The sequence below is a fragment of the Nocardia sp. NPDC060220 genome (assembly GCF_042727815.1).
Classification (GTDB): Bacteria; Actinomycetota; Actinomycetes; order Mycobacteriales; family Mycobacteriaceae; genus Nocardia.
Genome location: NZ_JBHWZY010000101.1, coordinates 1 through 12,532 on the forward strand (window position 1 = coordinate 1; position 12,532 = coordinate 12,532).

The 12,532-nt window shown below is 69.1% G+C and carries 10 protein-coding genes; 3 read left to right on the forward strand and 7 right to left on the reverse strand.

The window, feature by feature from the left end; translation table 11 throughout:
- The first annotated feature begins 292 nt into the window (after positions 1–292).
- Positions 293–1,756 (forward strand): MFS transporter, encoded by a 1,464-nt coding sequence (locus tag ACFWF3_RS07880; RefSeq protein ID WP_379312955.1) that lies wholly within the window; start codon positions 293–295, stop codon positions 1,754–1,756.
- Positions 1,757–1,765: 9 nt separating this feature from the next.
- On the opposite strand, the gene ACFWF3_RS07885 is transcribed toward ACFWF3_RS07880, so the two are convergent.
- From ACFWF3_RS07885 to ACFWF3_RS07910, 6 genes are all read right to left on the reverse strand, one after another.
- Complete coding sequence (locus ACFWF3_RS07885; RefSeq protein WP_379312956.1) at positions 1,766–2,140, reverse strand: DUF742 domain-containing protein; 375 nt, start codon at positions 2,138–2,140, stop codon at positions 1,766–1,768.
- Positions 2,137–4,116 carry a nitrate- and nitrite sensing domain-containing protein gene (locus ACFWF3_RS07890; protein ID WP_378992477.1) on the reverse strand — a complete coding sequence of 660 codons (1,980 nt, stop codon included), beginning with the start codon at positions 4,114–4,116 and terminating at the stop codon, positions 2,137–2,139. The genes ACFWF3_RS07885 and ACFWF3_RS07890 overlap by 4 nt, the downstream gene beginning before the upstream one ends.
- A gap of 188 nt (positions 4,117–4,304) precedes the next feature.
- Entirely contained in the window at positions 4,305–5,609 is a 1,305-nt protein-coding gene (locus ACFWF3_RS07895) for an AAA domain-containing protein (protein WP_379312957.1), read from the reverse strand.
- Positions 5,606–7,087: a hypothetical protein gene (locus ACFWF3_RS07900; protein ID WP_379312958.1), complete on the reverse strand. Its 1,482-nt coding sequence runs from the start codon at positions 7,085–7,087 to the stop codon at positions 5,606–5,608. Before ACFWF3_RS07900 ends, ACFWF3_RS07895 begins: the two co-directional genes overlap by 4 nt.
- Positions 7,084–8,169: a hypothetical protein gene (locus ACFWF3_RS07905; protein ID WP_379312959.1), complete on the reverse strand. Its 1,086-nt coding sequence runs from the start codon at positions 8,167–8,169 to the stop codon at positions 7,084–7,086. Before ACFWF3_RS07905 ends, ACFWF3_RS07900 begins: the two co-directional genes overlap by 4 nt.
- Positions 8,166–8,969, reverse strand: coding sequence for a hypothetical protein (locus ACFWF3_RS07910; RefSeq protein WP_379312961.1), 804 nt, complete (start codon positions 8,967–8,969; stop codon positions 8,166–8,168). The genes ACFWF3_RS07905 and ACFWF3_RS07910 overlap by 4 nt, the downstream gene beginning before the upstream one ends.
- A gap of 119 nt (positions 8,970–9,088) precedes the next feature.
- Here ACFWF3_RS07910 and ACFWF3_RS07915 point away from each other — a divergent pair, with 119 nt between their 5' ends.
- Positions 9,089–10,597: a leucyl aminopeptidase gene (locus tag ACFWF3_RS07915; protein ID WP_379312963.1), complete on the forward strand. Its 1,509-nt coding sequence runs from the start codon at positions 9,089–9,091 to the stop codon at positions 10,595–10,597.
- Here the strand turns inward: ACFWF3_RS07915 and ACFWF3_RS07920 are convergent, their stop codons facing one another.
- A complete protein-coding gene (locus ACFWF3_RS07920) occupies positions 10,598–10,948 on the reverse strand; it encodes an oxidoreductase (RefSeq protein ID WP_378992467.1) in 351 nt (116 codons plus the stop codon).
- A gap of 232 nt (positions 10,949–11,180) precedes the next feature.
- Here ACFWF3_RS07920 and sucB point away from each other — a divergent pair.
- On the forward strand, positions 11,181–12,532 hold a 1,352-nt coding region (gene sucB, locus ACFWF3_RS07925), incomplete at its 3' end, for a 2-oxoglutarate dehydrogenase, E2 component, dihydrolipoamide succinyltransferase (protein ID WP_379312964.1).

Below are 12,532 nucleotides of genomic sequence, written 5' to 3' on the forward strand. Positions count from 1 at the left end.
AGCCCTGATCGTCGACGCTCTGGATTCGATCCTCGAGGACTGGCCGGCCGAGGATATCGCCGCCTTCGTCGGCTACCTGCGACGATTCAACACCGATATCGAACGCCGGTCAGGGGAGTACTGGCCACGGCCGATCACGGCCCTGCCCGCGGATCACTAGCGGAACTGCGACCTACCTCACGACTTCTCGATCGACTTCGCGCGCTCAATAATGTGTACTATACACATCTGATGCAGTATGCATATCTTGTGCTGTGTACATAAATTGCGTGTTTGTCGATAGGAGCGGTACGTGGGGATCTCGGAAAAGACGACGCGACCCGGGGCGGTCGTCGGCGTCCTCGCCTTCGGCGGCACCGTCGCCGCGATTACGCAGACGGCGGTGGTGCCGATCATCGGCCAACTCCCGCAACTGCTCCATACCAGCGCCGCCAACGCCTCCTGGGTGATCACGGTGACGCTGCTCGTCGGCGCGGTGTTCACCCCGGTCGCAGGCAAGCTCGGTGACCTCTACGGAAAACACCGCATGCTGCTGGTCTCCGGTGGATTTCTGATCGTGGGCGCCGCGATCGCCGCCATGTCCTCCTCGCTGGTACCCATGCTGATCGGACGCGGGATCCAGGGCATGGGGGTCGGTTTGATTCCGTTGGGAATCAGCCTGATGCGCGATGTGCTTCCCGCGGAGCGGCTGGGTTCCTCGATCGCGCTCATGAGCGCGTCGCTCGGGGTCGGTGGCGCGTTGGGTCTGCCGGTGTCGGCCGCGGTCGCGCAGTATGCGAGCTGGCGGGTCCTGTTCTGGGCCGCGGCCGCGCTGAGCGTCCTGATCGTGGTGCTCATCGCAACCCTCGTTCCGGCCGAGGCCAAGCGCGGTGACGCGGGTGGGCGGTTCGATTTCGTCGGCGCGGCGGGGCTCGGCGCGGGACTGGTATTCCTGCTCCTGCCGGTGTCGAAGGGTGCCGGGTGGGGCTGGACCAGTGCCACCACGCTCGGGCTGTTCGCCGCCTCGGCGGTGACCCTGGCCGCGTGGGGATGGTGGGAATTGCGGACTTCCGACCCGCTCGTCGATCTGCGCACCACGGCCCGGCCGCAGGTGCTGCTGACCAACGCCGCCTCCGTCCTGGTCGGCTTCGCCATGTACGGCCAGGCACTGATCGTGCCGCAGTTGATGCAGTTGCCCGCGGCCACCGGTCACGGCATGGGACAAACCATGCTCGGCATGGGTCTGTGGATGGCGCCGGGTGGCTTGATGATGATGTTGTTGTCACCGGCGGGCGCGAAACTGTCGGCCGCACGCGGACCCAAGGTCACCCTCGCGGTCGGGGCGCTGATCATCGCGGTCGGCTATGGCTCCTCGGCCGTGCTGATGGGTTCGACCTGGGGTCTGATGACGATGGTCTGCATCACCAATATCGGTGTCGGCCTTGCCTACGGCGCCATGCCCGCCCTGATCATGGGCGCGGTGCCGCTGTCGGAAACCGCCTCCGCCAACAGCATCAATACGCTGATGCGCTCGCTCGGTACGTCGGTGTCGGCCGCCGTTGTCGGTGTGGTGCTGGCCAATATGACAACCGACTTCGCCGGGCACGCCGTGCCGTCGGAGGCGGGGTTCCATGTCGGCCTGCTGATCGGCGCCGCTGTCGCGCTCGTGGCGGCCGGAACAGCGATGACCATTCCGCGCCGACCGGCCGAGCCCGCCGATCTCGATTCCGAACTCGCGACACTGTCGACGCGGCCGGTATCGGTGGCGAAAGCCTGACGAGCCGGCCTAGGACCGTTTGATCCCGGCGAGCACCGCCCGTAGGACGTCCAGGTCCGGGGCGGTGCTCATCTGGTTTCGTGGCGCCCTGGCATGGAGCCTGCCCTCGTCGATCAGGTCGCCGATGAGCAGCTTCGTCGAGGTCAGGGGCAGGTGCAGGTGGGCGGAGACCTCCGCGACCGACAGTGGCGTGCGGCACAACTCGACGATCGCGTCGTATTCGGGAGCGAGCAGACGTGAGCGGGCGCCCGAGCGCGCGTCGACGAGCAGGGTGGTGAGCTCGAGGTCGGGGCGCTGTGCCTTGGCGCGCCCGCCGGTGACGGCGTAGAGGCGCACCAACGGACCAGCCTCGTCCTCGTACCAGTGTTCGCGCTCGTCGCTCATGGTCGCGGCGAGACAGCGGGGAACTGGCCGGAGATCGCCGACTCGGGATCGGACGCCTCGGCCAGCGCCGACGGGATCAGCACCACGACCCGCACGCCGCCGTAGACCGATTCCGACAGCCGCACCGAGATGCCGTGCCTGCCCGCCAGCGTGGCCACGACGAACAGTCCGAGCCGCGAGGTTCCGGCCAGCATGCCCACGCTGAACGCGGGCGGGTCGGCCAGCATCGCGTTACGTTCGGCCACATCGCTTTCCGACATGCCCAGACCCTGGTCGACGATCTCCACCGCGACCCCACGACCGACCACGATCCCCGACACCGCCACCTGGGTCTCGGGTGGGGAGAAGGCGGTCGCGTTGTCCATCAGCTCGGCGAGCAGGTGGATCACGTCCGCGACGGCGTGCCCCGAGACACGCACATCCGGCATCTGCTTGGCCGCGATCCTGGTGTAGTCCAGGCTTTCCGCGATCGCGCCGCGCACCAGCTCGAACAGCGGGACCGGTTTGCGCCACCGACGGCCCGGCTGTTCGCCGCCGAGGATGATGAGGTTTTCGGCGTTACGCCGGGCACGGGTGGCCAGATGGTCGAGCTGGAACAGCAGATCGAGCTGATCGGCGTTGCTCTCGTCGCGCTCGGCACGGTCGAGCAGTGCGAGCTGGCGGTGCACCACCACCTGGCTGCGGTGCGCGATGTCGAGGAAGACCGTGCTGATCCCCGCCTTCGTCTGCGCCTCGGCGACGGCGGCCGACATCGCGGCCACGTGGGCGCGGTTGAACGCCGCGGCCACCTGGCCGAGCTCGTCGGTACCGAAGTCCAGGCTCGAACCCTCCGCCGCGGTCTCGACGGTCTCCCCCGTCGCGACCCGGCGCATCACCTCCGGCAGCCGCTCGTCGGCGAGTTCGAGGGTGTCGTGGCGCAATCGGTGCATCCGCGCGATGAACCGATTCGCCATCACCAGCGCGACGAGGAAGGCCGCCACCGCGGCGAGCGCGATCAGCGCACCGCCGAGCAGCGCGCTGCCGGTGTCGCGTTCGCCCTGCTCTCTGGCGATGACGTGGGCGTCCCCGCTTTGGTCTTCCCACAGTTTCTGCAAGGCCAGGCCCACGTGTTTCGACGCGTCCTGCCAGTCGGCCAGACCGATCGGGAGCCCGGCCTCCCCGTCGCGGACGGATATCGGTCCGCGCAACAGGATGGCGTCCTGCATCGCGATGACCTGCTGCCACTGCGGGCCTGCGGTGATCTCCGAGAGCTGCGCCAGGCGGCGGCCTTTCAGTACCGTCGCGGAATAGGCTGCCTCGCCGCGGAATTCGCCGATCCGACGGCCGAAGTCGACCAGCTGGGCAGCGCTCATCTCGCCGGTGGTCACTGCGACGGAACCGAGCGAGTCGGCTTGTGACAGCGCTTCGGCCGCACGCAATTGTTCTACGGCGTAGCCCAATTCGATGCCGACCTTCGCCTCGGGCGCGACCCGGGCCGCCAGCATCGACGCGGCGATGATCGTGCCGATCACCCCGGTGTAGAACCCGAAAACCTCATCGGGGGAAATCCGCAGGAATTCCACGCCGGTGCGCACGGTCGGCACCATGGAGAACAGCTTGTTGTATCCCTCGATGTCCTCGCGCGAACCCTCGGGATTCAGCGCGCGAGCCGCGTCGCCTTTCGCGATCACCGCCGCGAGCGCCTCGTCGGAACGCTGTTTGGCGGTGGCCAGCGCGGGCGCCGACGACACGTCACCGGCCAGCCGCAGCAGCGACAGCCTGCGCTCTTCCTGGAATGCCGACACCATGAGAATCGCGGGCCCGGTGGTACTGCTCGCCAATTCGGCCCAGTCGGTGGAATCCCTGGCCGAATTCACCAGATAGACAGCTCCGCCACCACCGACCACCAACAGCATGACACTGGAGATGAGCACCATCGACAACAACCGGATACGCACACTGACCCGGCCACGAACACCGGTACGCCTGATCTTCAAATCTGAAATCTTTCCGCTCCCCGGAACGCCCGGGCGCCCCGCTGCGTACCGGTGCCGCCAATGGGCCACCCACCACGCGTGTCTCGCCGTGAGACTAACCGACGGCCCGACCGTCTGCGCGAAGTCGCGAATTGTCGAAAAACACGGTGTATCAGGCTAACTCACAGCATCTGAACGCCAGGTGCGGTTTACAGCGCCGCCGCTCGCACCCGATGGCTCGACAGATGACTCAGCACCGCTTGATTCGCCTCCCAGCCGTCGGGGAACTTCACCGGCACCCCGAGGTGGACCGGGTCCGCGGAGGGGTGGGCGTCGAGAAGTTCGGGGATGCCCGCGCGGCCCACGAGAATGCAGGCGTGGCGGTGCCGGGAGGCCAGCACACACAGCCGGCCCGCCTCCAGGTGGAAGGCGCTGGCGTCGCGGCGGCCCGAGAGCGGGTGCAGCACCAGGGTGACGTCGTATTCGCGACCCTGGAGCCGGTTGGCGGTATCGACAGTGACGGGTTCGGCACAGGTACCGCGCAGGGCGGTGCGGATGGCGTCGGCCTGGTCGCGGTGCGCGGTGCCGATCGCGACCCGCTCGGTGGTCACCGGGCGGCTGCCGGATTCGGAGTGGGCGGTAGCGCCGCGTTCGATCAGCCGGGCCGCGATCGCCGCGATCGCGGCGACGGCGTCACGGTCGGTGCGCAGGGTGTGCCGGGCAGGCAATTCGTACCAGCCCCATCCGGACTCGGCCGCCTCCTCCAGCACCGCGTCGACCGGCCCACCCAGACCGCGGGTCGTGAAGTCCATGCGCCGGTCCCCGAGTCCGGTGCCGGACTGGAATTCGGTGAAGGGGTAGAACGCCTTCGACACCACCGGTGCGGCGGTGGCGGGCAGCCGCCAGGACACCGGCAGCCGGTGGGTGGGAATGTGATCGTTGTTGGCCAGCATCACGCTGACCGCGCTCATCGTCGGATCCCAGGTGAGACCGGCCCAGCGCGCGGTTTCGACGGTCGCGAACGGGTCGAGCTGTCCCGGGTCGCCGACGAACAGCCCGCGATCGAACCGATTCGCGATGCGCAACAACATGTCCGAGCGCATCTGGTACGCCTCGTCGATGATCGCGTGCGACCAGCTGCCCTCGGTGATGGTGGCCCACTTGGCCGCGGTGCCGATGACGATGGTGCGGTCGGCGAGGTCGCCGGGTTGCTTGGCGACCCGGACATTGCCGTGCCGATCCACCCGATCGCTCACGACGTAGGCCGCGCTGGACAGCCGCCCGATCCGCAGCGCGGGATCGGCGGCGGCCAACCGGTCGATGAGGTCGTCGACCTGCTCGTTGGTCTGGGCGACGATCATCCGCTGGTCGCCGTCCTCGGCGAGCTGGCGAGCCGCGCGCACGACCAGCGTCGACTTGCCCGCCCCCGGTGGGGAGTCGACGACGATCGCGCGATGGCTCTCGTCGCGCAGGTCGGTGAGAATTCCGGCGACGGCCTCGTCCGGTGTGGTCACTGGAGTTCGTCCCCTTCCTCGTCGGTCGGCGGGGTCCATTCCGGCGGCGGGCCCCCGTGGGTCCACGGCGTCTCCTCGCGCGCGGGCAGGTTCAGCATCCCGTTGAACGGTGCCGGTTTGAAGCGGGCGAAACCGAGGTCATCGCCTTCCTCCGGAACGCTGCCCTGGTCGGCGACGAGTTTGCGCCCCATTCCGCCGGACAGTTCGAGAACGATCGTGTCACCGTCGATCTCGACGACGAGCCCCGACTGTTTCGGCCGCTCGACACAGGTCAGTTCCTCCCCGGCCACGGCGATGAAGGGGTCGGTGGTGCGAATGTGGATGTGCGGGCGCAGTTTCGGACGCGACCCCGAACGATCGAGGCGCTCCGGCTCACTGTGGGTGACGGTGCCGCGGAAAGCCGCTCCGCTGACACGGTGCTCGAGCATGCGCAGCGGATCATCGAAAGCGCACTGCCCCTGCAGGGCTTCCAGCGCCCGTTCCCGCTCCAGCAGTCTGCGCACCGCGGGAACGGCGGAATCGCGGCGGGCCTGCGGAATACCCTCCGCGACATCGGCGGCGAAGCGGGAGAACGCACCGCGATCATCGGTCCACCGGTTCTCGACGCTGGCACCTTCGGGCAGTGCGCTCAGCAGCTCGATCGAACGCCACATCAGCTGCCAGGTGGGTTCGAGCTGGCCACGCAGCGAGCGCTCGAGCCGTTCGGCCGCGACAGATCTGGCGGAGTCGTCGAGTGCGGCGTTGTAGGCGGCGATCAGCGGCGCGAGTTCCTCGTTGTCGAATCCGGGATCGGTGGCCGGACCCGCGGGCGGCGACAGCAGCGGGTCCTCGGCCAGGGCAGCGGCTTCCGCGCCGGTCGACCCGGGCGGCGGATCGATCCAGCCGAGCAGGGCCGCGAGATTGCCGTCTTCGAGGCTGGATTGGCCCGACGCCCAATGCGACGACAGCGCCGTCGTCATCGCGGGCAGCACCGCCGAACCGGGATGTTCGGCACGATCACCGAACCAGGTGAGCCAGCGCCCGAGCAGCGGAATCGACTCCGGCACCGGGTTGTCCCCGTCGATCCGGTGAAATCGCACCGAACGCCCCAGCAGCTTCAGGAAATTCACGCCGCCGGGGTTCGGTGTCCACATCTGGGGCGCGTCGAGACACCGCGTGTAGGTCTCACCTGCCTTGCTGGTGAGCTCCTCGGTTTCGACGAGAAACGTCGAAAGATAGGGCAGCACAACATCAGCCAGTTGCTCGATGAACCGCAACCGCAGCACGCGGTCGCGCGGCTGCGGCACCGTCAGCACGTTCTGGTCGCCGGCCGAGGTGCCGATCATGATCGCCACCGGCGCCGCCGCCTCCCCCGCCAACCGCAACGGCACCGCGACCAGCGGCCGTTCGGCGAGGTGAATGTGGCGCACCGCCGCGGTCGCCTGCGCGCGACCGGCCCGCACGGCCTCGGCCTTGGCCAGGGCCGCCAGGACGCTCATCCGGCGATCTCCCACCGCAGCCGATGGGCGGTCCGCAGCATGGCCGTGATGTCGGCGTGCTCGGGGCCGGGTTCCAGCGTCCCGTCGGCCAGGCCCAGGACCGTGTGGATGTTCTCGATGCCACCGACCACATCGCACACCCCGCGGCCCAGCGCGTCCACCGAACCGCAGGTGCGGGCCTCGTCGCGGCAGGCGAACGCGAGCTCGCAGCTCGACATACACTCGGGCGCGTAGCGGGCCGGGATGGCGGCGATCGTCTTCTCGAGGTTCTCCCCCGGCGCGAAGGTGGCCTCGGGTGGCAGCAGGTCGAGCAGGTCGGGAATCGCGGTGAGCCTGGTCAATTGGCGCGAGACCGTGGCGAGTTGCTTGCGCAGATCGACGAGTTCGGCGGTCGGCCGATTCGAGAAGTCCTTCGCGCAGACCAGAATCACATTGTGCGACACGATCTCCGGTGACTCACCGATCTCGGCCATCAGCTCACGCAAGGCGATCACGTACACCGCGGACTGCCGCGCGGCGGCCGCCACCTGCGCCGGATCCGCCTGCCCGTCGATCACCGGGAAGGCCTTGACCTCCACCACATGGAACTTGCCGTCCAACTGCACGGCCACCACATCGGGTTCCAGATAGGCCGTCGCACCGGCGATATCGAGCCGCAGCATGGGGTGGTCGAACAGGGTGCCGTCGCCCGCCGCGATCGCGCTCTTCAGCAATTGCCTGGTGCGTTGATACCGCACCGCGTTGCCGGTGTTCTCCCCCACCGAATTCAGGTCGTGGTAGGCGACTTCGGGAATCGTGAGTCCGAGTTTGTCACGCAACAGGGCGAGCAGTTCCGCGCAACCGTTCGCCTTCACCATCGCCTCGAAAGCGTTGCCGCGCGTAATGGCGAACTGGGACTGACCGAATTGTGGCGGGAACCCCAGCGATTGGGCGATCACAGTCTTGTCCACCGCGGCCGCGTCGAGCAGGGCGCGGCGGGCACATCCGGGATTGGCCGTCAGCGCGGCGATGGTGCGGGCATTGTGCCTGGTCGCGGGGGCTTCGCCGCGCAACTCGTCCAACTGTGCTGCGAGAGTGCTCATTTCACCTCGATTCGTCGCCGATCGGCTACGCCGAGCCGAACACCGAATAGTTGTGCGGCCGGATCCGCCAGCTGATCCGCCGCCCGACACGCGGCCGAATTGCGCTGCCTCGCGTCCTCGTCCTCGTGCACCGCGAGCTCACGCCGCGCGGCCTCGATCACCTTCGCCGGGTCGAGCGAATCCGGGGCGGTGGAGATGCCAGGAATCGACACGGCGAGCCGCCACAGTACGCGCAAACCCGACGTTTCCCCCGCAGGCTGCGCCGAAAGATGTTCGGCCAAGCGAATAGCCGACACCAGCAGCCCGACCCGGGGACTCAACGGGCCGACCATCCGCCGTTCCAGTGGCCACGAACTCACCGCCATCAGACCGCGCGCGGGGGCCAGCAGATCGGTGGTGAGGGCCGCGCACAGGTAGTACGGGCGGGCGTACGGCGCCGACCGGAAGGACCGCTCCTCGTCACGGCGCAGGCTCGTCAGCCGGGCGGGCAGCAGCTCGCCGGAGAAGAACGCGTCGTGGGTGGCGAGCACCAATTTCGGCGACGACGGCACCGACAGCAAGGTCAACGCGCGATGCACATGTTCTCGCACCGGCACCCCCGGCGCCTCCGACGCCTCTTCCGGCATCGAACCGAGAACCGCCGCGTCCCAGGCCAACTCGGCCCGGCGCAGTTCGGCGCGCAATTGCCGCGCCCCGGCCCGATCCCCACCGGCGGCCGCCCGTCGCACCTCGGCCCGCAAACCGGAGATGCGCACCTCCAGCTCCTCGGCCGAGTCCATCACGAGTCGGAGCGTATCCACAGCTACCAGTATTGTCCAGTAATTCCCAGTATTTCCGGGACAGCCGGGCCGAAGCGCCGCACACCCGTCCACCCGGACTCGTGATGCGAGCACCGATAGCGACCGAATAACCTGGGGCAATGACAGCTGTTGCAGATCGTTCACTCGGACCGGAATTGGCGCGCACCGAAACCATCGCCGCGGACACCGACGTGCTGGTGATCGGGTTGACGTCCTCGGAGAACGGACCGGCCATCGTGCCCGCCGACCTGTTCGGCGACGTGCTCACCGCCGAGGTTCGCGCGGAACTGCTGGACGCTCTCGGCTCGGTCGGCGCCAAGGGCAAGCCCGAGGAACTCACCCGGGTGCCCGCGCCCGCCGCGCTGGCCGACGTCACCAGTGTGCTCGCCGTCGGACTCGGCGCGGCCGACAAGGTCGACGCCGAACAGGTACGCCGCAGCGCCGGTGTGGCCGGGCGCGCGCTCAGCGGCACCGAACTCGTCGCCACCACCCTGTCCGGCATCGATCTCGGCGCGGCGGCCGAAGGGTTCTACCTCGGCACGTACACCTTCTCGTCGTTCAAGTCCAAGAGCGCGCCCAAGCCGGACGAGCGCCCGGTGGTGCGCCTGGAATTGCTGGTACCCGGACCGGAATTCGGCACGCTCGAGCTACTGCGCGCACAGCTGGTCGCCGAAGCGATCGCCACCGCACGCGATTTCGTCAACACCCCGCCGAGCGCGCTCTACCCCGCCGAGTTCGCCGAGCGGGCCCGGATCCTCGCCGTCGGGGCCGGCCTCGAGGTCGAGGTGCTCGACGAGAACGCGCTCGCCGCGGCAGGCTACGGCGGCATCATCGGCGTCGGCCAGGGTTCCTCGCGTCCGCCGCGCCTGATCCGGATCACCTACGCGGGCGGCCCGAAGAAGATCGCGCTCGTCGGTAAGGGCATCACCTTCGACACCGGCGGCATCTCGATCAAGCCCGCCGCCAACATGGAGAACATGACCTCCGACATGGCGGGCGCCGCGGCGGTCATCGCCACCGTGCTGCTGGCCGCGCGGCTCGGCCTGCCGGTCACCGTCACCGCGACCGTCCCGATGGCGGAGAACATGCCCTCGGCTACCGCGCAGCGCCCCGGCGACGTGCTCACCCAGTACGGCGGCACCACCGTCGAGGTCATCAACACCGACGCCGAGGGCCGTCTCATCCTGGCCGACGCGATCGTGCGCGCGATCGAGGACGAGCCCGACTACCTGATCGACGTCGCCACCCTCACCGGTGCGCAGATGGTCGCGCTCGGCACCCGCACCCCGGGCGTGATGGGCACCGACGAGTTCCGCGACCGCGTCGCCGCGATCTCGCGCTCGGTCGGCGAGAACGGCTGGGCGATGCCGCTTCCCGCGGAGCTGCGCGCCGACCTCAACTCCAAGGTCGCCGACCTGGCCAATGTCGCGCCGCACCGCTGGGGCGGAATGCTCTCGGCCGCACTGTTCCTCAAGGACTTCGTGCCCGAGGGCGTGCAGTGGGCCCACCTGGACGTCGCGGGTCCGGCCTACAACACGGGCGGCCCGTTCGGCTACATCGGCAAGGGCGGTACCGGCGTCCCGGTGCGCACGCTCATCACTGTGATCGAGGAGATCGGCGCGGAGTAGTCACTCCCCCAACTCGGCTTCGCGAGCCCGCCGCTCCTCGATGCGGCGGCGGGCATCGAAGTCGCGCATGCGTTGCGGGTAGCCGGTGCGGTTCACATCGTAGACGGGGATCTTCAACGCGCCGGCCAACCGCCGCGCGCCCTTCTCGCCGACGATGCGACGGGTCCACTCACCGTCCGCGGCCACCAGCACTGCTGTGACATCAGTCACAGTCGTTTTGGGTTCGACGAAAGCTTCGACGCCGCGCCGCGTCCGCGCCCAGTCCGCCAAGGCGCTCACTTCGGACGCGGTCTCGCGAGCGCCTGACCTGCTCGCACCGCGCCCACCACGGAAACGATCCAGCAAACCCATCCGGCTCGACCTCCTACATTCCGGCGGAATTCTGCTCACCGCCGTACATTCCATGGTGCCAGCTTCGCCCGGATCGCCGCCCTGCGCTACACCCGCGACAGACGAGTGCAAGGATGGTTGCCGGAACAAGAACCAACGTTTCCCGGGTGCTCCGCCGAGACCGGCGGGGTGGACGAAAGCCGCGACCCGCGACGGATGTCCGCCGGGTACACACTCAGAGGAGTCAGAGGACATGGCCTTCTCCGTCCAGATGCCAGCCCTTGGTGAGAGCGTCACCGAGGGCACGGTGACCAGGTGGCTGAAGCAGGAAGGAGACACGGTCGAGGTCGACGAACCGCTGCTCGAAGTCTCCACCGACAAGGTCGACACCGAGATCCCGTCGCCGACCGCGGGCGTGCTCTCCAAGATCGTCGCCCAGGAAGACGACATCGTCGAGGTCGGCGGTGAGCTCGGCGTAATCAGCGATGCCGGCGAGACCCCCGCCACCGCTCCTGAGCCTGCTGCCGCACCCGCCGCGCCTGAGCCGGCCCCCGAACCCGCGCCCGCGCCCGCCGCGCAGGCACCTGCCGCCGAGGCCCCCGCCCCGGCCGCCGCGCCTGCCGCGTCCGCTGCTTCCGGCACGCCCGTGAAGATGCCCGAACTGGGCGAGTCGGTCACCGAAGGCACCGTGACCCGCTGGCTCAAGACCGTGGGTGACACCGTCGCCGTCGACGAGCCGCTGCTCGAGGTGTCCACCGACAAGGTCGACACCGAGATCCCGTCGCCGGTCGCGGGCACGCTGCTCGAGATCACGGCGCAGGAAGACGACGTCATCGATGTGGGTGGTCAGCTGGGTGTGATCGGTAGCGGCCAGCCCGCGGCCGCCGCGCCCGCACCGGCTCCCGCCCCGGCACCTGAGCCCGCCCCGGCGGCTGAGCCTGCCCCGGCACCCGCGCCTGCGCCCGCCGCCGCGGCCCCGGCACCCGCGCCGAAGCCCGCTCCGGCACCGGCTCCCAAGCCCGCTCCGGCACCCGCGCCTGCCGCGGCCGCTCCTGCCCCGGCGTCGTCCAACGGCAGCACCCCGTACGTGACCCCGCTGGTCCGCAAGCTGGCCGACGAGAACAACGTCGACCTGTCGACCCTCACCGGTTCCGGTGTCGGCGGCCGCATCCGCAAGCAGGACGTGCTCGCCGCCGCCGAGGCCAAGAAGGCGCCCGCCGCCGCTCCGGCTCCGGCCGCTGCCGCCGCACCCGCGCCCGCGGCCAAGCAGTCCGCCGCCCCGAAGCTGGCCGCCCTCGTCGGCACCACGCAGAAGGCCAGCCGGATCCGCCAGATCACCGCGACCAAGACACTCGAATCGCTGCAGAGCACCGCGCAGCTGACCCAGGTCCACGAGGCCGACGTCACCAAGATCGCGCATCTGCGTCAGCTCGCCAAGGCCTCGTTCAAGGCGCGCGAGGGCGTCAACCTGACGTACCTGCCGTTCTTCGCGAAGGCTGTCGTCGAGGCGCTCGGTGTGCACCCGAACGTGAACGCGTCCTACAACGAGGACACTCGACCAGGCCGTGGTCGCGTTCACCGATTTCCAGGGGACCGACACCGACC

Excerpts from the sequence above, each read along its gene's own strand:
- ACFWF3_RS07885 (WP_379312956.1), bottom strand. The coding sequence starts at position 2,140 with ATGAGCGACGAGCGCGAACACTGGTACGAGGACGAGGCTGGTCCGTTG.
- ACFWF3_RS07900 (WP_379312958.1), bottom strand. The coding sequence starts at position 7,087 with ATGAGCGTCCTGGCGGCCCTGGCCAAGGCCGAGGCCGTGCGGGCCGGT.
- ACFWF3_RS07905 (WP_379312959.1), bottom strand. The coding sequence starts at position 8,169 with ATGAGCACTCTCGCAGCACAGTTGGACGAGTTGCGCGGCGAAGCCCCC.
- ACFWF3_RS07915 (WP_379312963.1), top strand. The coding sequence starts at position 9,089 with ATGACAGCTGTTGCAGATCGTTCACTCGGACCGGAATTGGCGCGCACC.
- ACFWF3_RS07920 (WP_378992467.1), bottom strand. The coding sequence starts at position 10,948 with ATGGGTTTGCTGGATCGTTTCCGTGGTGGGCGCGGTGCGAGCAGGTCA.